The 23,123-nt window shown below is 76.5% G+C and carries 16 protein-coding genes; 8 read left to right on the forward strand and 8 right to left on the reverse strand.

Features of this window, described 5'->3' with window-relative positions; all coding sequences use genetic code 11:
- Positions 1 to 54: 54 nt before the first annotated feature.
- Genes ACFQ80_RS15390 through ACFQ80_RS15405 form a run of 4 tightly spaced genes read right to left on the reverse strand, consistent with a single transcriptional unit; the run spans position 55 to position 4,875 of the window.
- Entirely contained in the window at positions 55 to 1,023 is a 969-nt protein-coding gene (locus ACFQ80_RS15390; RefSeq protein WP_430564269.1) for a lysylphosphatidylglycerol synthase domain-containing protein, read from the reverse strand.
- On the reverse strand, positions 1,020 to 2,183 hold the full coding sequence (locus ACFQ80_RS15395) for a glycosyltransferase (protein WP_430564270.1): 1,164 nt from the start codon (positions 2,181 to 2,183) through the stop codon (positions 1,020 to 1,022). Before ACFQ80_RS15395 ends, ACFQ80_RS15390 begins: the two co-directional genes overlap by 4 nt.
- Entirely contained in the window at positions 2,180 to 3,187 is a 1,008-nt protein-coding gene (locus tag ACFQ80_RS15400; RefSeq protein ID WP_430564271.1) for a glycosyltransferase family 2 protein, read from the reverse strand. Before ACFQ80_RS15400 ends, ACFQ80_RS15395 begins: the two co-directional genes overlap by 4 nt.
- The gene (locus ACFQ80_RS15405; protein ID WP_430564272.1) at positions 3,184 to 4,875 is read right to left on the reverse strand and encodes a DUF2142 domain-containing protein; all 1,692 of its coding nucleotides are present in this window, start codon (positions 4,873 to 4,875) and stop codon (positions 3,184 to 3,186) included. The genes ACFQ80_RS15400 and ACFQ80_RS15405 overlap by 4 nt, the downstream gene beginning before the upstream one ends.
- Positions 4,876 to 5,070: 195 nt before the next feature.
- Between ACFQ80_RS15405 and ACFQ80_RS15410 the strand changes: the two genes are divergently transcribed.
- Together ACFQ80_RS15410 and ACFQ80_RS15415 are read left to right on the forward strand one after the other, a co-directional pair.
- Positions 5,071 to 6,435, forward strand: coding sequence for an LCP family protein (locus ACFQ80_RS15410; RefSeq protein ID WP_430564273.1), 1,365 nt, complete (start codon positions 5,071 to 5,073; stop codon positions 6,433 to 6,435).
- 13 nt (positions 6,436 to 6,448) lie between these two features.
- On the forward strand, positions 6,449 to 7,837 hold the full coding sequence (locus ACFQ80_RS15415) for an LCP family protein (RefSeq protein WP_430564274.1): 1,389 nt from the start codon (positions 6,449 to 6,451) through the stop codon (positions 7,835 to 7,837).
- 86 nt (positions 7,838 to 7,923) lie between these two features.
- On the opposite strand, the gene purE is transcribed toward ACFQ80_RS15415, so the two are convergent.
- Genes purE through ACFQ80_RS15435 form a run of 4 tightly spaced genes read right to left on the reverse strand, consistent with a single transcriptional unit; the run spans position 7,924 to position 11,838 of the window.
- A complete protein-coding gene (purE, locus tag ACFQ80_RS15420; RefSeq protein ID WP_430548918.1) occupies positions 7,924 to 8,460 on the reverse strand; it encodes a 5-(carboxyamino)imidazole ribonucleotide mutase in 537 nt (178 codons plus the stop codon).
- Positions 8,457 to 9,731, reverse strand: coding sequence for a 5-(carboxyamino)imidazole ribonucleotide synthase (locus tag ACFQ80_RS15425; protein ID WP_430548917.1), 1,275 nt, complete (start codon positions 9,729 to 9,731; stop codon positions 8,457 to 8,459). The genes purE and ACFQ80_RS15425 overlap by 4 nt, the downstream gene beginning before the upstream one ends.
- A gap of 55 nt (positions 9,732 to 9,786) precedes the next feature.
- Positions 9,787 to 11,130, reverse strand: a complete 1,344-nt coding sequence (locus ACFQ80_RS15430) for an ATP-binding protein (protein WP_430548916.1) — start codon at positions 11,128 to 11,130, stop codon at positions 9,787 to 9,789.
- Between the two features lie 24 nt (positions 11,131 to 11,154).
- The gene (locus ACFQ80_RS15435) at positions 11,155 to 11,838 is read right to left on the reverse strand and encodes a response regulator transcription factor (RefSeq protein WP_079569979.1); all 684 of its coding nucleotides are present in this window, start codon (positions 11,836 to 11,838) and stop codon (positions 11,155 to 11,157) included.
- Between the two features lie 232 nt (positions 11,839 to 12,070).
- On the opposite strand from ACFQ80_RS15435, the gene ACFQ80_RS15440 reads away from it, so the two are divergent.
- From ACFQ80_RS15440 to ACFQ80_RS15465, 6 genes are all read left to right on the forward strand, one after another.
- Positions 12,071 to 13,432: a sensor histidine kinase gene (locus tag ACFQ80_RS15440; RefSeq protein ID WP_430564275.1), complete on the forward strand. Its 1,362-nt coding sequence runs from the start codon at positions 12,071 to 12,073 to the stop codon at positions 13,430 to 13,432.
- Positions 13,429 to 14,154, forward strand: a complete 726-nt coding sequence (locus ACFQ80_RS15445; protein ID WP_430564276.1) for a response regulator — start codon at positions 13,429 to 13,431, stop codon at positions 14,152 to 14,154. Before ACFQ80_RS15440 ends, ACFQ80_RS15445 begins: the two co-directional genes overlap by 4 nt.
- 311 nt (positions 14,155 to 14,465) lie before the next feature.
- Positions 14,466 to 15,260: an ABC transporter ATP-binding protein gene (locus ACFQ80_RS15450; RefSeq protein WP_430548913.1), complete on the forward strand. Its 795-nt coding sequence runs from the start codon at positions 14,466 to 14,468 to the stop codon at positions 15,258 to 15,260.
- Positions 15,257 to 17,893, forward strand: a complete 2,637-nt coding sequence (locus ACFQ80_RS15455; protein WP_430564277.1) for an ABC transporter permease — start codon at positions 15,257 to 15,259, stop codon at positions 17,891 to 17,893. The genes ACFQ80_RS15450 and ACFQ80_RS15455 overlap by 4 nt, the downstream gene beginning before the upstream one ends.
- Before the next feature lie 57 nt (positions 17,894 to 17,950).
- On the forward strand, positions 17,951 to 22,561 hold the full coding sequence (locus ACFQ80_RS15460) for an FtsK/SpoIIIE domain-containing protein (RefSeq protein ID WP_430564278.1): 4,611 nt from the start codon (positions 17,951 to 17,953) through the stop codon (positions 22,559 to 22,561).
- Between the two features lie 264 nt (positions 22,562 to 22,825).
- Positions 22,826 to 23,074 (forward strand): WhiB family transcriptional regulator, encoded by a 249-nt coding sequence (locus tag ACFQ80_RS15465; RefSeq protein ID WP_166849954.1) that lies wholly within the window; start codon positions 22,826 to 22,828, stop codon positions 23,072 to 23,074.
- Positions 23,075 to 23,123 lie beyond the last annotated feature (49 nt).

A 23,123-nucleotide genomic window follows, 5' to 3' on the forward strand; every position in this document is an offset into this window, starting at 1 on the left:
CGTCGGCCGCGGCGGCACCACGCCCCGCCGAGGGGCGGCGCCTCTCCCGGGGTGTTACCTGGGCCGGGCGAGCGCCCCCAGGCCGGCGAGGGCGAGGTCGGCGAGCGTCACCAGCACCCGGCTGACCAGCACCACCAGCAGCACCGCGGCGTGCGGCAGCGCCCCGGCCAGCACCGCGAGCAGCACCAGCTCGCGCGCACCGGCGCCCGCCGGCACGACGACGACGAGGAACCCGACCACCCACGCCAGCGCGTAGCCGCCGACGGCGAGCGCGACGCCTCGCGGGTCGGCGGGCATCCCGAGACCGACGGCCAGGACCCACACCTGCGCGCCGGCGAGCAGCCACCCGGCGACGGACCACAGCGTGGCGGCGCCGAGCCCGCGCCACCCGAGCGGGCGGTCGAGCGGGGGCCGACGCGCGACGCGCAGCGCCCACGCGACCAGGCGGTTCAGCACGGGCGGCAGCAGGACGACGGCGACGGCGGGCAGCGCCCACAGCACCGGCCCGGCGGCACCGAGCGAGCCGGTCGCGACGAACGGCAGCGCGACCAGGCCGACGACCGCCCCGGAGACGACGCCGACGAGGGTGGCGACCGCCGTCGTCGTCACGGAGGTACGGCGCGCGATGCCGTGGTCGACGCCGAGCTCGGCCGCCGCGACCACGTTCCACACCCCGCCGGGCACGTACTTGCCGAGCTGGCTCAGCCCGAACACGCGCAGCGCGACGCGCAGCGAGGTCGGGGCGCCGAGGTCGGCGAGGACGACGCGCCACGACACGAAGGTGCACCCCACGAAGGCGACGGACAGCACGAGCGCGACGGCGAGCCGCTGCCACGAGAGCTCGGTCGCCGCGCGGGCGAGGTCGTCCCCCGCGGCCACGACGGCGTACACCGCGAGCCCGAGCGCGAGGACGAGGAAGCCCCAGCGCACCCACGGCGACCGCAGCACCGCGAGCGCCCGGCCGAGCCGCCCGGACGACGCGCCGGCCTCCCCCGCCGAGCCCCCTGCGGCATCGCCCGTCACGGCCGGACCCCGCGCGCCGCGAGCAGCCGGACCAGCGGACGGGTGACGGCCTCGGGCCGGGCGAGGTCCCGCCCGGCCGCCGCGCGGCCACGCGCGGCGGCCAGGGCGCCCGGGTCGCGCAGGGCGAGCAGCCGGTCGGCGAGCGCCGTCGGGTCGGCGGGCGGGACGAGCTCCAGGTGGTCGCCCAGCAGCCGCCGCTGCGGCTCGGTGTCGGAGGTGACCACCACGCAGCCGGCGGCGAGGCCCTGGAACACCTTGTTCGGCACGACGCGCAGCCCCTTGGGGGTGGCGGAGAAGATCCCGAGGCAGACGTCGTGGGCGGCGACGAGAGCGGGCAGGTCGGCGGGCTCCACCCAGTCGTGCCAGGTGATGCCGGGCGTGTCGCGGAGCCGGTCGCGCGCGGCGGGCAGGTCCTGGCCGGACCCGGCGAGCGTGACCTCCAGGCCCCGCCCGCCGCGCGCGGCCTCCTCGGCCGCCCGCAGCAGCGCGACGGACAGCGCCTCGGCGAGCACGTCGGTGCCCTGGAGCGGGGTGAACAGGCCGAAGAAGACGACGCGCAGGGTTCGGCCGCCGTCCGTCGCGGCGTCGCCGGCCGGACCGGTGCGGACGGGCGCGGCGTCGAACCACGCCTGCGGCGCCCCGACAGGGACCACGAGCCCGCGGCGGGCGCGGGCGGGCACGAGCTCGCCGAGCATCCGCAGGTGCTCGGGGGTGTCCAGCAGCACGACGTCGGCGCACGACGTGGCGACGCGGTCCAGGCCGCGCAGCAGCGTGACCCGTGCCCCGCGGGCGCCCCGGTCGGCGGCGGTGTCGCCCGCGAAGACGAGGTGGTCCAGCAGCACGGGCGTACGGCCGAACAGCAGGCGCGCGAGCACGACGTCGAAGTGGCCGAGGTAGCCGACGAGCACCGCGTCCGGGCGGCCGTGCGCCCGCCGGTGCGCCGCGACGTCCCCCGCGAGCAGCGCCCAGCAGCGCAGCAGCCGCACGAGCAGGCCGGGCAGGCGCCACGGCTGGCGCAGCATCCGCACGCGCTCGGCGGTGCTCAGGCCGAGCGGCCGGTCGAGCTCGCGGACCGTGTACCCCTGGGCGCGCAGGCCTGCGACGAGCACGCCGACGCGGGGGTGCCGGGCGGCGTCGTACGTGCCGAACGCGACGATCACGCGTGCGCGTCCTCGTCGTCCCGCGCCGCGCGGCGCTCCGCGTCGCGGGCGCCGTCGTCGGGCCGCGGGCGGTACTGGAGCTCCTTGACCCGCTCGAGGGTCTCCTCCATCAGGGTGCGGTTGGTCCGCAGCAGGTCGGCGATGACGAGCAGGGCGAGGCAGAGCAGCGCGCCGACGAGCATCGCGCCGGCGAAGACGAGCGACTGCACGTGGCCGCCGGCGTCTCCCTGGGCGAGGAAGACGAGGAAGCGCACCGCCGGCACGGCCGCCGCGACGAAGAACACGGCGAAGAGCGTGAGGAACACCAGGTGCGGCCGGAACATGATCGCCGACCGCACGATGGCCCGCCCGGACCTGCTCATGTGCTGCCAGATGTTGGTGAACAGGCGCGACTCGCGCGTCTTCGCGTTGGTGGTGATCGGCAGGCTCGCGATCCGCAGGCGCTTGTTCCCCGCCTGGATGATCGTCTCCATGGTGTAGCTGAACTGGGTCACGACGTTCAGCCGCAGCAGCGCCGCACGCGAGTAGGCGCGGAAGCCGCTAGCGGCGTCGGGCAGCGACGTCCCGGCGGCCGCGCTGACCACGCGGCTGCCGAACCGCTGCATCCGCTTCTTGAACGGGGAGAAGTGCTCGATCGTCGCGGTCTGGCGGTCCCCGACGACGATGTCCGCCTCGCCCTCGACGATCGGCGCGACGAGGTCGCCGATGCGCTCCGACGGGTACTGGTTGTCGCCGTCGGTGTTGACCACGACGTCGGCCCCGTGGGCGAGCGCGTAGTCGACGCCGTCGCGGAACGACCGCGCCAGCCCGCGCGTGCTGGTGTGCCGCACGACGTGCCGCACCCCGAGGCGGCGCGCCACCTCCGCCGTGCCGTCCGTCGACCCGTCGTCGATCACGAGGACCTCGACGCTGTCGAACCCCTCGACCTCGCGCGGGATCGTCGCGAGCACGAGCGGGAGCGTCCCGGCCTCGTCGAGGCACGGGATCTGGACGAAGAGCTTCATCGCGCATCCTTCGGGGCGCCAGGGGCCGCCGACGGCAGGGCGCCGGGGGCCGCGTCGGTCGACGACGCCGCGAGTCTACGGGGCCAGAGGAGGCCGACGACCAGACCCCCGACCAGCACGGCGGCCGCGACCGCCAGCAGCACGACGAGCGCGGGCCCGGGCAGCGGGCTCCAGGCCAGCCACCGGTCGACGGCGTCGCCGAACGCCTCGCCGGGCCCCCGGTAGAACGCGTCGAACGCCCACAGCAGGCCGCCGACCGCGGCGGCGAGGGCCAGCGTCACGACGACGGGCACGCCGCGCGCGAGGCGCCGGTCCGACCGTCGCGCGAGCTGCCAGGTCGCGATCGCCACCGCCGTCGCGAGCGCGACGACGCCGCCGAACACGTACCGCCCCTGGATCGCGACCAGGCGCCCGGTCTCGGCGTGGAAGTCCCACGCGTTGTAGGCGACGCCCGCCGCGAGCGCCGCGGGGGTGAGCAGCACGACGACGGCGGCCCGGCGCGCGCCGGGCAGGACGAGCGCCGCGAGCGCCGCGGCCATGAGGGCCACCGTGCCCCCGACCACCCACGCGCCGGCCAGGTGCACCTCGAGCCACGACAGGTTGCCGAAGAACGACTGCGCGAGGCGGCCCGCGATGATCGACGGGACGTCGGCGTCGGGCACGGTCGCGAGGATGTTCAGCTCGCGGGGCCGCCCGACCGGCTGCACGGCGCCCAGGGTGATCACGTTGCGCACCCACCACCACCCGCCGACGGCGAGCGTGACGGCGCCGGCGACGGCGAGGCGGCCGAGCCGACCGGGCCAGCGGCGGCCGCGCGCGAGCGCGTACGCCGCGACGACCATGGGCACCGCGAACGCGAGCATCACCTTGGTGAGCAGCCCCAGGCCGAGGACGACGCCGATCGCCACGGCCACGCGCCAGCGCAGGTCGCCCGTCACCACCCGCACGGCGAGATACGTCGCGGCGGCGCACGCGAGGACGACGAGGGCGTCGTTGTTGACGGCCCCCATGACGTGCCCGAGCTGCGGCAGGAGGAGCGGGAACGCCCCGGCGACCAGCCCCGCCGACGGCGACCCGGTGGCGCGCCGCGCCGACTCGGCGGCGAGCGGCACGACGAGCGCGAGCAGCAGCGCGTCCAGCAGCCGCAGCGCGAGCGTGACCTGGTCCCAGCGGGCGTCCGTCAGGCCCGTGACGTGCAGCATGCCCGCGCCGAGCGCGTAGTAGGCGGGCGGGTGCTGCGTCATCTGGTCCACCTCGGTGCCCGACGACGCGTCGCCCAGCGCGTTGCCGGCGTCGACGCGGGTGCGGTCCTCGCGCGGCACGGGGACGACGTCGACGAACTGGCGGGCGTCCGCGCGGTGCTGCCACCGGCCCGGCAGGTCGGCGGGGTAGGCGGCCTCGTCCACCGCGGCCGTGACCGCCGGGGAGAAGTAGGCGTCCCCGGGCGGCGGCCAGCCGCCGCCGTAGGCGATCCGCAGCACGCTGTTGACGTGGTTCTGCTCGTCGGGCGAGCGGAACATCGGCGTGACCGCGGCCCACACCACCGTCCACGCCGCCACGACGAGCGTGAGCGCGGCGACGGCGCGCCGGTAGCGCCGGCCGGCGGGGGGCCGCGCGGCGCCCGTGCGGGGATCAGGGGTGCCGGTCGCCGCGGGGGCCGGGCGCGCGTGCGGCGTCGTGTCCGTCACGACCACAGTGTCCCCCACCTGGTGGCCGCCGGCCCCGTGCCGCCGCGCCCGGCCGCGAGGGTTCGCCCGCTCTTCATCTGCCGTCCGCCGGCGGACCGTCGGACCAGCGCCGACGTTCGACCCACACATTTCCTCTACCGTCCCGGTCCTCGGGCACCGCAGCGGCGTAACACCGACCCTCTATGCTCGCTTCCCGTGACCCGCACCACCCCACGCCACGTCGCCTCGCGCCCCGGCACGACCACGGGGCCCTCGCACGCCCGCGCGCTGCGCCGGCACACGGTCGCGCGCGCCCTGGGGATGGGGCTGACCGCGGTCCTGGCGTTCGTCGCCGTCGGCGGCGCGACCGCGGCGGTGAAGCTCACCGGGAACATCACCGCCGTCGACTCCGACAAGCTGCTCGGTGAGGCCCGGCCCGAGAAGAAGATGCCGGAGGACCCGAACGCGGACATGCCGCTGAACATCGTCCTGATGGGCTCGGACAGCCGCGGCGGCGACAACGCCGACATCGTGGGCGACGGCACCCAGGGCGCCCGCTCGGACACGACGATGATCATGCACATCTCGTCCGACCGGTCCCGCGTGGAGATGCTGTCGATCCCGCGCGACACCACCGTCGACGTCCCGTCGTGCCCGACCGCCTCCGGCGGGCAGACCTCCCCGCTGTCCGGCTCGAAGTTCAACGCGGCCTTCGCCCAGGGCGTCATGACCGGCGGCGACGTCGAGTCGGGGGCGCTGTGCACGATGAAGACGATCGAGACGATCACCGACGTGCAGATGGACGGGTTCGTCGTCGTGGACTTCGCCGGCTTCGAGAAGATGGTCGACGCGCTCGGTGGGGTGGAGCTGTGCATCCCGAACGACATCGACGCCCCGCAGGCAGACCACCTCGTGCTGTCGGCCGGCCTCCAGGAGCTCGACGGGAAGACAGCGCTCAAGTACGCGCGAGCGCGCAAGGGGCCCGGGCTCGGCGACGGCTCGGACCTCGGCCGCATCGCGCGCCAGCAGGAGCTGCTGGCCGCCGTCGCCCGCCAGGTGCTCAGCGCCGGCACGCTCGCCGACCCGACCAAGTCGCTGAAGTTCCTCGGCGCCGTGACGGGCTCGATGACGATGAGCAGCAACTTCGCGTCCATCCAGGGACTCGCCGGGCTCGCGTACAGCGCGCGCAACGTCCGCCCTGACACCATCGCGTTCATGACCGCGCCGTATCAGTACGACCCGAACAACGCGGCGAACGTCCTGCTCACGGACGAGGCGGACGAGGTCTGGAAGAACCTGTACAACGACGAGCCCCTGAGCGACGCGATCGCGGAGGAGCCCGCCGACGACGCCAAGGACGGCGCGAAGGACAGCGAGAAGGACGACGCCGGCACGGGCACGCAGGACGCCGAGTCCACCGACGACGTCGACGCCACCCCGGTGGCCGACGACGACACCGGGTCGACCGAGGACACGACGGACGGGTCCGGCGACGGCAAGAAGGACCCCGAGCCGAAGCGGACCCGCGACGCCGGCGAAGAGGCGTTCACGGGCGCCGACGTGACGTCGGTGTGCGGATGAGCGCGGGGGAACCATGAGCAACGACGACCAGCGCATCCCGCCGAGCTTCACGCCGTCCGGCGGCCGGTCCGACCGGCCCAGCGGCTCCGGCGACGCCATCCCCGTGGGCGGCGGCTCCCGGCCCTCGGCCCCGCCCACCGGCGGCCGCGTGGGCCGGCGGGACGACGCCGCCCCGGTCGAGCCGCGCGTGCGCCGCCAGTCGTCGCGCGAGATCCCGACGACGCCGCCCGAGCGGCGCGGCGGCGCCCAGCAGAAGCCCCGGTCGTTCGCGCCCCGCGGATCCTCGGCGTCGGCCCCGGCCTCCCGCGCGCCCCAGTCGCGCGCTCCCCAGGCCCGGCAGGGCTCGGGCACGCGCGTGATGCCCGCGTCGGCCCCGGGCCCGGCCCGCCGCACTCCCCCGCCCGGCAGGGACGGGGGCGCCGCGGCGGCCACCGCCGGGGGCGGCGGGTTCCGCGTGCGCAAGGGCCGCATCGCGGCCCTCGTCCTCGTGCTGCTCCTGGTGCTGCTCCTGGCCTGGCCGATCGGTCTGGTCGTCTGGGCGAACGGCAAGATCCAGCACGTCGACGCCCTGTCCGGCGCCAAGGGCACGCCCGGCACCACCTACCTGCTCGCCGGGTCCGACGCGCGCGGCACGGGCAGCGTCGCCGACGACGGCACCGAGGGCGCCCGCACCGACACGATCATGGTGCTCCAGAAGCCGCGGAGCGGGCCCGCCTCCCTCATCTCGATCCCCCGCGACACGTACACGGAGATCCCGGGCCACGACCCGAACAAGATCAACGCCGCGTACTCGTTCGGCGGCGCCCCGCTGCTCGTCGAGACGGTCGAGGGGCTCACGGGCCTGACGATCGACCACTACGTCGAGGTCGGGTTCGGCAGCGTCGAGGAGATCGTCGACGCCGTCGGCGGCGTGGAGCTCTGCTACGACCGCGACGTCGACGACCCGAAGAGCGAACTGACGTGGGAGGCCGGCTGCCACATGGCCGACGGCGAGACCGCGCTCGCGTTCTCCCGTATGCGCTACTCCGACCCGAAGGGCGACATCGGCCGGGCCGAGCGGCAGCAGCAGGTCATCGCCGCCGTCGCCGCGAAGGTCGTCAAGCCCAGCGTGCTGCTCAACCCGGTCAACCAGGTGCAGCTCGTCAACGCCGGTACCGACGCCCTCACCGTGGACGAGAAGACGGGCATCGTCGACCTCGGCCGCCTCGGCCTGGCCTTCAAGGCCGCCACCGGCCCCGAGGGCGTCACCGGCACCCCGCCGATCGCCGACCCGGGGTACGACCCGGGCACCGGCGTCGGCTCGACGGTGCTGCTCGACGAGGACGAGGTCGACCAGTTCTGGGCCGACGTCCGCGACGGCGAGCTGAAGCCCGGCAGCACCGTCGGGGGCATGCCCGGCTGAGGTCGCGGCGGCCCACCGACCGCGGCCGCGAGCACGACGAAGGCCCCGCGAGCCTGCACGGCTCGCGGGGCCTTCTGCGTGCGGCGTCAGGCCGAGAAGCCCGTGCGGCGCGCGCCCTCGCGGGCGGCCCGCAGCTTGTCCCCCTTGGCCCGGGCGACGTCGGCGAGCTCGGCCTGGAACGCGACCATCCGCTCCCGCAGCGCGAGCGACCCGGCGTCGGTCCCCGCGGCGAGGATGCGCGCGGCGAGCAGGCCCGCGTTGCGCGCGCCGCCGATCGAGACGGTCGCGACCGGCACGCCGGCGGGCATCTGCACGATCGACAGCAGCGAGTCCATGCCGTCCAGGTAGCGCAGCGGCACGGGCACCCCGATCACCGGGAGCGGCGTCACCGAGGCGAGCATGCCCGGCAGGTGCGCGGCGCCCCCGGCGCCCGCGACGATCGCGCGCAGCCCCCGCTCGGACGCGGTGCGGCCGTAGTCGATCATCTCGGTCGGCATGCGGTGCGCCGAGACGACGTCGACCTCGACCTCGACGCCCAGCTCGGCCAGCGCGTCGGCGGCGGCCTCCATGACCGGCCAGTCCGAGTCCGACCCCATGACGATGCCGACGGCAGGCGTGCTCATGCGTGCTCCTTGGTGGTGGCGGTGCTCGTGGCGGTCGCCGTGGTGGTGCTCTCTCCGCGCAGCAGCGCGGCCGCGTCGAGGGCGCGACGGCGCACCTCGTCGAGGTCCGAGCCGCTGACGTTGACGTGCCCGAGCTTGCGGCCCGGGCGGATGCCCTTGCCGTACAGGTTGACGCGCGCCTCGGGGAACCGCGCGAGCACGTCGGGCAGCGCGTCGGTGAGGGCGTCGAGGCTCGAGCCGAGCACGTTCGCCATCACGGTCCAGGGGGCGCGGGCGGCGGTGTCGCCGAGCGGCAGGTCGAGCACCGCGCGCAGGTGCTGCTCGAACTGGCTCGTCACCGCGCCGTCGATGGTCCAGTGGCCGGAGTTGTGGGGACGCATCGCGAGCTCGTTGACCCACACCGCGGCCGTGCCGTCGTCCTCCCGGGTCTCGAACAGCTCGACGGCGAGGACGCCCGTGACGCCCAGCCCCTCCGCGACCTCGACGGCGATCCGGCGCGCCTCGGCGTCCACCGCCGGGTCGAGGTCGGGCGCCGGGGCGACCACCTCCGCGCAGACGCCGTCGCGCTGCACCGACTCGACGACCGGCCAGGTCCGCACCTCGCCGGACGGGCGGCGGGCGACGAGCGCCGCGAGCTCGCGCACGAACGGCACCTTCCGCTCCACGAGCAGCGGCGGGGCCCCGTCGGCCGCGGCCTGCAACCAGTCCACGACGTCGTCGGGCGACGACACGACGCGCACGCCCTTGCCGTCGTAGCCGCCGCGGGACGTCTTCACCACGGCCTCGTGCCCGGCCTCGTCCGCGAGGAAGGCGGCGAGCGCGTCGCGTGCGGCGGCCGGGTCGGTCGGCAGCGCGGCCCAGCGCGGGCACGGCAGCCCCAGCTCGGTGAGGCGTCGCCGCATGACGATCTTGTCCTGCGCCTGGACCAGCGCGTCGGGGCCGGGGCGCACGGGCGTGCCGTGGTCGATGAGGTCCTGCAGCAGGGCGTTGGGCACGTGCTCGTGCTCGAACGTGAGCACCGCGGCGGGGGCACGCCCGTCGTCCGGGGCGATGAGGGCACGGATCGCGCCGTCGTCGCTCGCCACGCCGACCGGCGCGTCGGTGACCACCTGCGCGGCCGACGACGCCGGGTCCTCGACCAGCACCCGCAGGCCGACGCCCAGCTCGGCGGCGGCGGGGGCCATCATGCGGGCGAGCTGGCCGCCGCCGACGACGGCGACGACAGGGGCGGCACTGGCAGGGCTGGCTGGGGCTGAGGTGGGTCCGGTCACGGGCACCGAGGATACCGGCCGCCGGTCACCGGCCGTCCGCACCGGACCGGCCGGCTCAGTCGCCGTGGTGGTGCAGCCAGCCCCGTCGGCGACCGCGCGACGAGATCGTCGTGCCCGGCGGCAGCACCAGGTGCGGGTCGAGCGTGCGCGGCACGCCCGCGAGGAAGAGCGCGAAGACCGGGGGCCGGCGCTGCACGAGGTCGAGCCGACCGCCGTCGGCGGCGGCCAGGTCGCGCGCCAGGGCGAGGCCGAGGCCCGTGCTGCCGCCCGTCGTCGTGCCGCGCTCGAAGATGCGGGTGGCGACGTCGTCGGCCACGCCCTCCCCCTCGTCGGAGACCTCGATCGCGACCGCGCCGGTCGTGCCCGACGGGCGCGAGCGCACCGTCGTCGTCCCGTCGCCGTACTTGAGCGAGTTCTCCAGCAGGGTGGCGATGATCTGCGCCAGGGCACCCGGCGTCGCGAGCACCTGCATCCCGTCCGGCACCTCGATGACGAGCCGGCGCCCCGCCCGCTCGAACGTCGGCGCCCACTCCTCCTCCTGCTGGTGCACGACGTCCGCCAGCACCACGGCCTCCGTCGTGCCGCCCTGCGACCGCCTCGACGCGGCGAGCAGGTCGTCGACCACGGTGACGAGCCGCTCGACCTGCTCGAGCGAGATGCGCGCCTCCTCGACGATCTCGGGGTCGTCGGAGGCGAGCGTGATCTCCTCGAGCCGCATCGTGAGCGCGGTCAGCGGCGTGCGCAGCTGGTGCGACGCGTCCTGGGTGAACTGCCGCTCGGCCGCGAGCCGACCGGCGAGCCGGTCGGCCGACCGCGCGAGCTCCGCGGCGACGAGGTCGATCTCCTCGACGCCCGACGGCTCGAGACGCGGGCGCACCTGCCCCGACCCCAGCTGCTCCGCGGACGCCGCGAGGTAGACCAGCGGCGCGGACAGCCGGTTCGCCTGCCACACCGCCACGGCGATGCCGGCCGCGATCGCGACGATGCCCGCGATGATGACGAGCACCACCGTCTGCGCGGACTTCACGTAGGCGCCGATGGCCGACACCGTCATCGACACACCGACGTTCTTGTCGGTGAGCTTCGCCTTGTCGATCGTGGGCGGGGAGACCGGCTCGCCCGCCGTCAGCTGGGTGCCGTCGGGCAGGGTGACGACGACGTACGCCGGCAGGTCGCCCTCGCTGCCCTCGGCCGCGCGCTGCACCGTCGCCTCCTCGACGACGTCGCCCCGCTCGAGGGTGTTGTCGACGCTGCGCGCGAGCGTGTCCACCCGGTTGGTGACGCGCTGCTCCTCGGTGGCCAGGACGTACCGGGCACCGAAGATGCCCAGGGGGACGCCCAGCAGGAGGACGGCGACGGCGACCGCGGAGATGGTCGCCAGCAGGACGCGGCGACGCACGAGGTCAGCCCTGTCCCGTCGGCGTCAGCTCGCGCCGAGCTCGAAGCGGAACCCGAGCCCTCGCACGGTGGAGACGTAGCGCGGGGCGTTGGCGTCGTCGCCGAGCTTGCGGCGCAGCCACGACACGTGCATGTCGAGCGTCTTGGTCGAGCCGACCGGGTCGGAGCCCCAGACGTCGCGCATCAGGGTGTCGCGCACCACGACCGACCCGGCGTTCGCGACCAGCACCTTGAGCAGGTCGAACTCCTTGGTGGTCAGGTGCAGCTCGCGGTCGCCCTGGAACGCGCGGTGGGCGGAGACGTCGACCCGCACGTCCTGGGCGCGCAGCTCCTCGTCCTCGCCCGTCTCGCCGTGCGTGCGTCGCAGCAGCGCCCGGACGCGGGCGAGCAGCTCCGCGAGGCGGAACGGCTTCGTCACGTAGTCGTCGGCGCCCGCGTCGAGCCCGACGACCAGGTCCACCTCGTCCGCGCGGGCGGTGAGCACCAGCACCGGCACGGTCAGGCCGGACCCGCGGATCTCCCGCGCCACGTCCAGGCCGTCCATGTCCGGAAGGCCCAGGTCGAGGACGACGATGTCCGCGTTCCCGGCGTTGTCGACGGCTCCTTGACCAGTTCCTTGCACGATGACGTCGTAACCCTCACGCGTGAGAGCCCGCGCCAAAGGCTCGGCAATAGCCGGGTCGTCCTCGGCCAGCAGTACGTGGGTCATTCCCTCATGCTAGCGGCAACGTCGCTGGTCCTGGACCCCTCCCCACGCCGCGTCGGGGCCAGTCGGGTGTGACATGGAGATGACGCCCCGGCACGTCGTCGTCCACGACGGCGGCACCCGTGCCGTCGTCGACCTGCGACGACGGCCGGTCCCCCTGGGGGACGACGCGCGGCGCCCACGGTCCGCCCCCGGGCGGACGCGGCCGCTCCGGCGCCCACCTACCCTGGCGGACATGAGCTGGATCGAGAGGATGGGGCGCTGGTTCGAGGCGCACCGCTTCGGCGTCGACCTGACGACGACGGTGCTGCTCGCGGGCGGCATGCTCGTCGCGGCCACCGACCTGTACTCCTCCCAGCCCGACCTCGGCCGGGGCGAGTCCATCGCCTGGACCGTCGCTCTCCTCGCCCCGCTCCCGTGGCGGCGGACCCGGCCGGTGGCGTCGGCCGTCGGCGTCTTCGGCGTCGCGCTCGCCCACATCCTCGCCGGCTACCCGATGATCATGCCCGGCGACCTGCTGGTGCTCGTCGCGCTCTGGTCCGTGACCGTCTACGGGCCCACCTGGTCGCACGTCACCGCGATCTGCTCGACGGCGGTCGGGAGCGTGATCGTGCTGCCCGTGGCCGTCGCCGTCCGCGGCGGGCTGGGCGCCTCCGGCGTCGCGGAGATGGTGCCCGTGGGCATCTTCTGCCTCGTCACGGGCCTCGCCGTGTGGGCGTTCGCCCTCGTGCGGCGGTCCCGCCGCGTCACCATGGACGCCCTGCGCGACCGCGCGCACCGCCTGGAGATCGAGCGCGACCAGCAGGCCCGGATCAGCGCCGCCGCCGAGCGCGCCCGCATCGCCCGCGAGATGCACGACATCGTCGCGCACTCCCTGTCCATCGTCGTCGCGCAGGCCGACGGCGGCCGGTACGCCGCGGCGTCCGACCCCGAGGCCGCCGTCCGCGCGCTGGGCACCATCAGCGAGACCGGGCGCACCGCCCTCACCGACATGCGCCGCCTCCTCGGCGTGCTGCGCTCGCAGGACGACGAGGACGCCGCCCGCGACGAGGCGTCGCCCGGCTCGGGGGCGACGCCCGCGCTCACCACCGGCCCCGCGGCCGGCGGCGCACGACCGGCGTCGGCCGCCGCCGACGAGCCGCGCCAGGCGCGCCCCGCGCCGCAGCCCGGCGTCGAGGAGATCGAGGACCTCGTCGCGCAGGCGCGGGACGGCGGGCAGCGCGTGTCGCTGGTGCGCGTCGGCGAGCCGCGCACGCTGCCCGCGGGCATGGGGCTCACCCTGTACCGCGTGTGCCAGGAGTCGCTGACCAACGTGCGCAAGCACGCCGGCCCCGACCCGGCCGTGACGGTCGCGGTGCGCTGGACGACCTCGACCGTCGAGCTCGAGGTGCTCGACGACGGCCGCGGCGCCGCCGCGACGGGGAACGACCCCGGGTTCGGGCTGCGCGGGATGCGCGAACGGGCCAACCTGTACGGCGGCACGCTCGAGACCGGGCCCCGCCGGGGCGGCGGGTTCCGCGTCCACCTCGAGCTGCCGCTGCCCGGGGCGCCGGTGACCGCCCCGCCCGCGCCGACCACCACCCAGGAGGACGCATGAGCCCGCCCGCCGACGTCGCGCCGCCCGCGCCCGGCCCCACGCCCGGACCCGCGGGAGGCGTCGTGCGCGTCGCGCTGGTCGACGACCAGCAGCTCGTGCGCGCCGGGTTCCGCATGGTCATCGACTCGCAGCCCGACCTGGAGGTCGCGCTCGAGGCCGGGGACGGCGCCCAGGCGCTGCGGCTGCTCGCCGACCACCGCGTCGACGTCGTGCTCATGGACGTGCGCATGCCGCACCTCGACGGGCTCACCGCCACCGCCCGCCTCACCGCCGCGCCCGACGCGCCGCGCGTCATCGTGCTCACCACGTTCGACCTGGACGAGTACGTGCTCGAGGCCATCCGGTCGGGGGCGTCGGGGTTCCTGCTCAAGGACGCCCCGCCCGAGGAGATGCTCGCCGCGATCCGCACCGTGCACGCCGGGGACGCCGTCATCGCGCCGTCGTCCACCCGCCGGCTCCTGGAGCACCTGGTCACCGCCCTGCCCGCCGACGAGGCCGCGCCGCAGCGCGACGCGCTCGCCGGCCTCACCGACCGCGAGCGCGAGGTGCTGGTGCTCATGGCCCGCGGCCGGTCCAACACGGAGATCGCCGCCGACCTGTTCGTCGCCGAGGCCACCGTGAAGACGCACGTCGGGCGCATCCTCGCCAAGCTCGACGCCCGCGACCGCGTGCAGGCCGTCGTGACCGCCTACGAGACCGGCCTGGTCCGCCCCGGCTCCTGACCCCCGACCTGTCAGGACGAGTGCGGGGTATAGGCCGCGCCCACCCTGACACGTCCCGGCGCCTACGAGTTGTCAGGATGGGCGCGAGGTATACCCCGCGCCGGTCCTGACACGTCGCGGGGGTGCAGGTTCAGGGACGATTCAGGGGCCGGTCAGGGTCGGTGTCATACCTGAGGATGACCTGGGAGCACGCGAGGACCCACCCTCGGGCCGATGTCGGCGACCCGGGCTCTCCGTAGCGTCGGTGGTGTCCTGGTCCGAGGGCTCCACGGAGCTCCCGGGCCACCATCCCGAGACACCGGAGAGCTTCCGTGGACACGACCGTGTACGTCCCGATCCCCGACGAGGGCACCGCAGCCCGACCGACCGTCACCCCGGCCGTGCGGGCGCGCGCCCTGACCAAGACGTACGGCCGCGGCGAGGCGCAGGTGCGCGCGCTGGACGGCGTCGACGTCGACTTCACGGCCGGCCGCTTCACCGCGATCATGGGCCCGTCGGGCTCCGGCAAGTCGACCCTCATGCACCTGCTCGCCGGCCTGGACTCGGCCACGAGCGGGCAGTCGTTCATCGGCTCCACCGAGGTGACCGGGCTGAACGACAAGGCCCTCACCGCGCTGCGGCGCACCCGCGTGGGCTTCGTGTTCCAGCAGTTCAACCTGCTGCCGATGTTCACGGCGGAGCAGAACATCACCCTGCCGGTCGAGCTGGCCGGCGGCACCGTCGACAAGCAGTGGCTCGGCACCCTCGTCGACACCCTCGGCCTCGGCAAGCGGCTCACGCACCGCCCCAGCGAGCTGTCCGGCGGCCAGCAGCAGCGCGTCGCCATCGCACGCGCCCTCATCGCCCAGCCCGACGTCGTGTTCGCGGACGAGCCGACCGGCAACCTCGACTCCCGCTCCGGCGCGGAGGTGCTGAGCTTCCTGCGCCGCTCGGTGCGCGAGCTCGGCCGCACGATCATCATGGTCACGCACGACCCGGCGGCCGCCGCGTACGCGGACCGCGTCGTCCTCATCGCCGACGGCAAGATCGCGGGCGACATCACGGACCCGACGCCGGAGTCCGCCCTGGCCGGCCTCGACGCGCTGCGGACGGTGGCCTCGCGATGATCCGCCTCACCCTGTCGCAGATGCGGCGCAGCGCCGGCCGGCTCGCCGCCGCCGGCCTGGCGATCGTCATCGGCACCGCGTTCGTCGCGATCACCCTCGTGGCGGGCAACGTCATCACCCGCACCACCTACGACTCGATCGCCGCCCAGTTCACGGGCGCCGACCTCGTGGTCCGCGGCGTCCCCGCGGACGACGCCGCCCTCGACGCAGTGCGCGGCGCCGACGGCGTGGCGACGGCCGACCCCCAGCTCATGACGTACCAGCAGCTCGAGTCCGGCGGCCGCACCATCTACCAGGGCGTGCTTGCCGAGCCCACGGACACGAGCGTGCTGCCGCTCGAGGTCGCCGACGGCGCGCTGCCCGGGGCCTCCGGCGAGATCGCGCTGCCGGTCGACGTGGCCGAGCGCCTCGACGCGTCCCCGGGCGACACCGTCACCCTCGTGCGCAACGTCCTCGAGGGCGACCAGAGCTCGGAGGAGGACGCCTGGACCGAGGTCCGCGAGCAGCTCACGGTGTCGGGCACGCTCACCGACCCGTTCGGCGCGTACTCGATGCAGGGCGGCGCCGCCGTCGCCCCCGCGTCGGACGTCTCCGGCTGGGAGGCCGACCTCTACGCCCCGGGCGAGGAGGTCCTCGAGCCCACGACCGTGCTCGTCACCCTCGACGACCCCGCCGACGTCGAGCAGGCCCGCACGGCCATCACCGGCGCGCTCACCAACGCGGCCGCGGCGTCGGGCGCCGACACCGCGGACCTCAAGGTCGTGACGCCCGAGGAGCACGCCGAGGCGGTCGCCAGCGAGATGACCGGCGGCGAGAACGTCATGTTCACGCTGTTCGTGCTGGTCTTCGCGGCCGTCGCGCTGCTCGTCGCCGCGCTCGTCATCGCGAACACGTTCCAGGTGCTGGTCGCCCAGCGCACCCGCACGCTCGCCCTGCTGCGCTGCGTCGGCGCGGACAAGGGCCAGCTGCGCCGGTCCGTGCTGTTCGAGGCGGCCGTGCTGGGTCTGCTGTCCTCCGCGGTCGGCCTGGTGGCCGGCGTCGGGCTGGCGCAGGCCGCGCTCACGATCGGCCGCGGCATGGACCTGGGCGTCCCGCTGCCGGCGACGGTCACGATCACCCCCGCCGTCGTCCTCATCCCGCTGGCGGTGGGCACTCTCGTGACGCTGGTCGCGGCGCTCTCCCCCGCCCGGGCCGCGACCCGCGTGGCCCCGCTCGAGGCGCTCCGCCCCGCCGACGCGCCGTCGGCGGCCCGCGGCGCCGGCCGCGTGCGCCTGGTGCTGTCGATCCTCGTCTCCGTGATCGGCTTCGCCCTGCTGGGCGGCGGCGTCGCGCTGAGCACGGTCGGCCAGGAGCCCACCACCGGACTCCTGGTCGCCCTCGCGGGTGGTGTCCTGTCCTTCGTCGGCGTCCTCGTGGGCGCGGTGTTCTGGCTGCCCCGCGTGGTGGCGCTCGCCGGTCGCCTGGTCGGGGCGTCGGGCCCGACGGCGCGGCTCGCGGCCGCGAACACGCTGCGCAACCCGCGCCGCACCGCGGCGACGTCCACCGCCCTGCTCATCGGCGTCACCCTCGTCGGGATGATGTCGACGGGCGCCGCGAGCGCCCGCGTGACGATGGACTCCGAGCTCGACTCTCGCTACCCGGTCGACGTCACCGTCTCGACCGACCTGTCCAGCGACCCGACGAGCGTCGCCGCCGGCGACGCCACCGTGACCCCCGTCCCGTCGGCGCTCGCCGGCACCGTGGGCGACGTCACCGGCGTCTCCCGCGTCGTCGAGACCCCGGCCACGGCCGCCACGGTCACCGGCGACGGCGTGGACGAGGGCCTCGCCCTCACGGTCCGGGGCGTGACGCCGGACGACGCGGCGTCGGTGATGCGCAGCACGGAGACGGTCGCGCCGCTCGCGAAGGGCACGGTCGTCGTGCCCGAGGACGTCGCCGACGTCTGGGGGGTCGACGACGGCCAGACCCTCACGCTCACCGGCCCGGACGGGTCGCTCGACGTGACGGCCGCGGTCACCGACCTCGCCGACGGCAGCCTGGTCGTGGTGCCGGACGACCTGTCCGCCCTCGACCCCGACGCCCCGGTGACCAGCCTGTGGGTGGGTCTCGACGACCCGTCCGACGCGGCCTCCGTGGTGCCGTCGATCCAGGACGCCGTGGCCGACACCGAGGCGCCCGCCGACGTCATGGGCGCGGCGGTCGAGCGCGCCGGCTTCCAGCAGGTGATCGACACCGCGCTGGGGATCGTCGTGGGCCTGCTCGCGGCGGCGGTCGTGATCGCGCTGATCGGCGTGGCGAACACGCTGTCGCTGTCGGTCATCGAGCGACGCCGGGAGTCCGCCACGCTGCGGGCGATCGGCCTGTCGAAGGGCCAGCTGCGCGGCATGCTCGCCGTCGAGGGCCTCCTCATCGCGCTGGTGGGCGCCGTGCTGGGCGTGCTGCTCGGCCTGGTCTACGGCTGGGCCGGCGCCGCGGCGGCGCTCGGCTGGGCGGGCACGCCCGTCATCGTGGTCCCGTGGCGCGACGTGCTGGTGATGCTCGTCGTGGCCGCCGTGGCGGGGCTGGTGGCGTCCGTCGCCCCCGCCCGCACGGCGGTGAAGACCTCGCCGGTGGAGGCGCTGGCGAGCGAGTAGCGGGAGTTGTCCACAGGCCGTCCACGACGGCCGTCCCGGGCGGGCACCCTGGAGGTCATGTCGACCTCCGCGGTGCCCGCCCTCGTCGTCCCCGCGCCCGGCCTCGCCCGGGGGCGGGCAGGCGACGTCCGGGTCACCGTGCGCCCGGGAGAGGACGTGCTCCTGCCCGCGGGGCTGCCGTTCGGCGCGTGCCGGGCCGGGCTCGCCGACCTGCTGCGCCGGCCCGAGCTGCGGCACGTCCCGGTGCACGCCGGCGGCGTCCTCGTGTCCGACGACGACGTCGTCGGGCACCGCCCGCTCCTGCCCGGGGCCGTCGTCGCCCTGCGCGACGACACCGCCCGCCCGGCGGCCGCGATCCTCGACGGGCCGTGGCTCGCCGCCCGCGCCGACGGCCCCGCCGCCGGGGCGACCGTCGCCCTCTCACCGGGCACGTCGACGGCACTGCCCGACGACGCGGGCCCGCCTCCCGAGCACGGCGTCGTGGTGCGCGCGGACCCTCGGCGGCCGGACCGTGTCACCGTGCGGCGCACCGGTCGGGGCAGCACGGTGTCCCCGGGCGCGAGGAGCGGTACGCCACCGTCCGGCGACGGGCGTGCCCGCGGGCCGCGCCCGACCGCGCGGCTCGTCCGCGGGACGGGCCCGGCGCGACGGCGTCCGCGGGCGGTGGGGCGTCGGCCGCGCCGCTGGCGCCCCGGCGGCGTGCTCGAGGTGACCGGACCGCACGGGACGCGCTCGTGGACGCTGCACCGCTCGGGCACCGTGGCGGCCTGGCTCGACGCCGCCCCCGGCCGTGCCGAGGCCGCCGAGGGCGCGTCGCCGTCCGGGCCCGGCGCCGGGATGCTCGCCACCGCGGCGCTGCCCGTCGTGGGCTCGCTGGTCCTCGCCGCGGTGCTGCGGCAGCCGGCCTACGCGCTGTTCTCCCTGCTCGGAGTCGCGGCCCTCGTGCCCCAGCTCCTCGCCGCGCGACGGCGGCGCCGCGGCGGGGCCGGCGCGTCGTCCGCCCCGGGCGGCCCGGCCGCCGCCCACGTGCCCGGTGGAGCGCCGGAGCCCGGTGCGGCGCCGCCCCGCGTCGTGGGCGAGGCCCCCGGTCCTCTGCTCGCCCGGCTGGTCGCGGCCCACCAGGCGTCCGACGGCGCGTGGGACGACGCGTGCGCGCGGGCCGCGTCCCGGGCCCGCGCCGGCGGCCCCCTCGCGGGGACGACGCCCCGGGGCGCCGGCGCCGGGACCTCCGGTCGTGGACGCCGGGCGGGAGGGGTGGCGGCCGGTGCGCTCGCCCGGCTGGTCCCCGACGGCTCGGTCGCCGTGGTGGGGCCGCGCGCGGAGGTGCTCGCGGCCGCACGGTCGGTGGTCGCCGAGCTCGCCGCGGCGGGCGCGGCGGTGGAGGTCGTCGGGGCGCTCGACGCCTGGTCGTGGTGCCGCTGGCTGCCGACCGCCGGCCCGCCCCTGCTCGTCGTCGACGTGCCCGACGTGTCCGACCTCGCCGCGGTCGGGCGACCCGACGACGTGCTCGCGCGAGGCGGCGCCGTGCTGCTGTGCCTGCCCGACGGGGCGCCCGTGCCGTCGTGGTGCCGCACGACGTGGCGGGTGCGCGCGGGCAGGGTCCGGAGGGCCGCGCCCGACGGCTCGGCCACGGCCGGCCCGCTCGTCGGCGTCGACCCGGCCTGGGCGGAGCAGGCCGCGCGGCTCGTCGCCGGCCTGGCGGGACTGCGACGGTCGCTGGGCGCGCTGGACTCGGCCGACGGTCACGACGAGGTGGTCGGGCCCGGCGACGACGGCGACCCGACCGACCCGCGGCTCCCGGCCGCCGTCCCGCTGGTCGACCTGTTCGAGGGCCGGCCCGACCCCGGCCCCGCCTGGGACACCGCCGCCGGCTGGGCCGTGCCGCTCGGGCGTGACGCCCGCGGCCGCCCCGTGACCTTCGACCTGGTGGCGGACGGCCCCCACCTGCTGGTCGCCGGCACGACGGGAGCGGGCAAGTCCGAGCTGCTGCAGTCGCTCGTGCTGGGGCTCGCGGCGCGGCGGTCCCCGCGCGACGTCGCGCTCGCGCTCGTCGACTTCAAGGGCGGCGCGTCGTTCGGCGCGTGCGGGCGGCTGCCGCACGTCGTCGGCCAGGTCACGGACCTCGACCCCGGGCTCGCGGGACGCGCCCTGGCCGGTCTGCGGGCGGAGCTGCGCCGGCGTGAGCGCGTCCTCGCCCGGCACGGGGTCGCGGACCTCGCCGCCCTGCCCCCGGGGCTGCCCGACGCCCCGCCGCGGCTGGTCGTGGTGGTGGACGAGTTCCGCGCCCTCGCCGACGACCTGCCGGACTTCCTGCCCGGCATGCTGCGCGTGGCGGCGCAGGGGCGCTCCCTGGGCGTGCACCTCGTGCTCGCGACGCAACGGCCCGCGGGCGCCGTGAGCGCCGACGTGCGGGCCAACGTCTCGGCGCGGCTCGCGCTGCGGGTCGTGGACGCCGCGGACTCGCTCGACGTGGTCGAGACGCCCGCGGCCGCCCGGATCCTGCCGGGCACGCCGGGGCGCGCCGTCCTGCGCCGCGGGGCCGAACCCCCGGTGGCGCTCCAGTGCGCCCACGCCGCGGGGCACCCCACGACGCCCGAGGGCCGGGTGCGCCACGCCCCGGCCTGGGGGACGCCGCCCGCGGCCGCACCGTCGGGGCCGGACCCGCACGAGCGCCTCGCGGAGGCCGGCGCGCGGTCGTGCCGCGTCGGCACGCTCGTCGACGCCTGCGTGGACGCCGCCGCCGCGCGCGGACTCCGCCCGGGCGCCGCGCCGTGGCTGCCCCCGCTGCCGGGCCGCGTCCGGGCGCGGGACCTCCACGAGGTCGACGACGACTCCGCCGGCCTCCGCCTCGCGCTCGGCGACGACCCCGACCGCCAGCGCCGTACCGTCGTGCGCTGGGACCCGGACACGGGGCACCTGGGCGTCGTGGGACGGGCGCGCTCGGGCAGGACGACGACGCTCCTGACGCTGGCGGGGGCGGCGCTGGACGAGGGCTGGCACGTACACGTGCTGGCACCGGCCGCCGCGCTCCCCCGGTACACCGCCCTCACGGGACACCCGGGCCTCGGCACCCTTGCCGGCCCCGCGTCGCCCCGGCGCGCGGCACGGCTGCTGCGCCTGCTGGCGGCGGACGCGGTGCCCGCACGGCCGCGGACGCTCGTCGTGGTCGACGGCGTCGAGGAGCTGCGCACCGCGCTCGCTGGGCCGGACCCGTGGGACCCGCTGGTGCGCGCGCTGGCCGCCGTCGGCGTCGCGTTCGCGCTCGCGTCCGACGGCGCGACCCTCGGCGGGCTCGCCGCGCGGGTCGGGCCGCGGCTGGTGCTGCTCGGCAGCGAGGCGCACGCCGACGTGCTCCTCGGCGCGCCGTCGGGGCTGGCCGGGCGCGGCGGGCTCGCGGGTCGCGCCGCGTGGCTCGCGCGCGAGCCGGTCCTGTGCCAGATCCTGCTGCCGGGCGAACCGTCCGTCCCGGACGCCGGTCCCGGCGGCCGCACGGAACGCGAGACCCCGGCGCCGCTGCGGGTCCGGCCGTTGCCCACGACGGTCGAGGAGGCCGATCTGGCCCCGGCGCCCGGGCGCGGGCCCCGCCACCGCGCCGCCGACCCGCCCGACGGCGGCGCGCTCCTCGTCCCGGTCGGGATCGGGGGCGACGCGGCAGCCCCGGTCGCGCTCGACGTCGCGCAGGGAGCCCTCGTCACCGGACCGCGCGCCAGCGGCCGCACGACCGTCCTGCGCCTCGTCGTCCGGCGGCTGGCGGCGGCGGGACGGCTGGCCGGCGTGGTCTCGCGGGACGCCGCACTGCGCCGCGACGCCGGCGACGCGCCGGCCGTGGCGCCGTCGCCGGCGTCCTTGCCCGGACTCCTCGACGGGCTTCAGGACGGGCTGACGAGCCGCGCGACCGGCGAAGGGCTCGTCGACCACGCCGCCGTCACGCACCGGGGTCACGACGTGCTCGTGGTCGACGACCTCGACGTCCTCGCCCAGCAGCACCCGCTCGAGGCGGAACGGATCGCCGCGCTGACCGACGGCACCGGCCTCGCGCTCGTGGCGGCGGCGAGCTCGACGGGGACGGCGCTGGCGCACCGGGGCGCCCTCGCCGAGCTCCGCGCGCGGCGCACCGGGGTGGTGCTGCACCCGGGCGAGCGCGGGGCGGACGACCTGTGGGGCGTCCCGCTCGCGGACGCCGTCGACCCCGGACCGGCTCGCGCGGGGCGCGGCGCACTCGTGGAGGCGGGGCGGGTACGGGTCGTGCAGGTGGCCAGGCCGGCGGACGCGGACCCGACCCCGGCGGTCTCAGCCGGACGTCGACTCGACGACCCGGCGCGACATCACCGCGACGAGCACCGTGGCGGCGACGAGCAGCAGGCCGAGGCCGGCGAGCACCGCCCAGAGCACGCCCGCGGTGAGCAGGCTGACGCCGACGAGGCCCTGCATGATCTGCCACACCACGATGGGCGCCCGGCCGCCGTGACGCCCCGCCCACAGGGCTCGGCTGGACCCGACGAGCAGCCACGCGAGCCCGAGGAAGAAGAGCACGAGGAACACGCTCACGGCTACGCTGTGAGAGGCGCCGCGGACGAGCTCGACCCCGACCAGCAGGGCCCCGCCCACGAGGAGGACGGCCTCGATCACGACTCCCGCGGCGACGACCTTCAGGCCCGGCGGGCGTGAGCCCTCCGGGACACCGTCGGCGTCGGACGAGGGGGTGACAGAAGCGCGCATGACACGTCAGAATACGTGCGACCTGCGGTTTCACGACAGTGTGATGAAGCACTCACGCTTCACGCAGGAGAAACTTTCACGTAACCCCTTGTGCGGCGCTTCACGAGGTGTGACGCTGGACGGCAGATCAACCCCCACCCACCGGACCCGGTTTGGCGCGCCCTCGCGCGCGCCCCTCTGACGGACCAGGTCCCCCTGCACCGAGGAGATGACATGGACTGGCGCCACAAGGCCGCCTGCCTCGACGAGGACCCTGAGCTCTTCTTCCCCATCGGCAACACCGGCCCCGCCCTCCTGCAGATCGAGGAGGCCAAGGCCGTGTGCCGTCGCTGCGACGTCGTCGACACGTGCCTGAAGTGGGCCATCGAGTCCGGCCAGGACGCCGGCGTCTGGGGCGGCATGAGCGAGGACGAGCGCCGCGCGCTCAAGCGCCGTACCGCCCGCGCCCGCCGCGCCGGCTGAGCACCTCCGCGAGACGGAGAAGGCTCCCCGCGAGAAGGGGCGGACCCCA

The sequence above is a fragment of the Isoptericola sp. NPDC056578 genome (assembly GCF_042793275.1).
Classification (GTDB): Bacteria; Actinomycetota; Actinomycetes; order Actinomycetales; family Cellulomonadaceae; genus Isoptericola.

Bases quoted from the DNA above. Each gene is read 5' to 3' on its own strand.
- ACFQ80_RS15400 (WP_430564271.1), bottom strand. From the start codon at position 3,187: ATGAAGCTCTTCGTCCAGATCCCGTGCCTCGACGAGGCCGGGACGCTC.
- ACFQ80_RS15415 (WP_430564274.1), top strand. From the start codon at position 6,449: ATGAGCAACGACGACCAGCGCATCCCGCCGAGCTTCACGCCGTCCGGC.
- purE (WP_430548918.1), bottom strand. From the start codon at position 8,460: ATGAGCACGCCTGCCGTCGGCATCGTCATGGGGTCGGACTCGGACTGG.
- ACFQ80_RS15435 (WP_079569979.1), bottom strand. From the start codon at position 11,838: ATGACCCACGTACTGCTGGCCGAGGACGACCCGGCTATTGCCGAGCCT.
- ACFQ80_RS15440 (WP_430564275.1), top strand. From the start codon at position 12,071: ATGAGCTGGATCGAGAGGATGGGGCGCTGGTTCGAGGCGCACCGCTTC.
- ACFQ80_RS15445 (WP_430564276.1), top strand. From the start codon at position 13,429: ATGAGCCCGCCCGCCGACGTCGCGCCGCCCGCGCCCGGCCCCACGCCC.
- ACFQ80_RS15455 (WP_430564277.1), top strand. From the start codon at position 15,257: ATGATCCGCCTCACCCTGTCGCAGATGCGGCGCAGCGCCGGCCGGCTC.
- ACFQ80_RS15460 (WP_430564278.1), top strand. From the start codon at position 17,951: ATGTCGACCTCCGCGGTGCCCGCCCTCGTCGTCCCCGCGCCCGGCCTC.
- ACFQ80_RS15465 (WP_166849954.1), top strand. From the start codon at position 22,826: ATGGACTGGCGCCACAAGGCCGCCTGCCTCGACGAGGACCCTGAGCTC.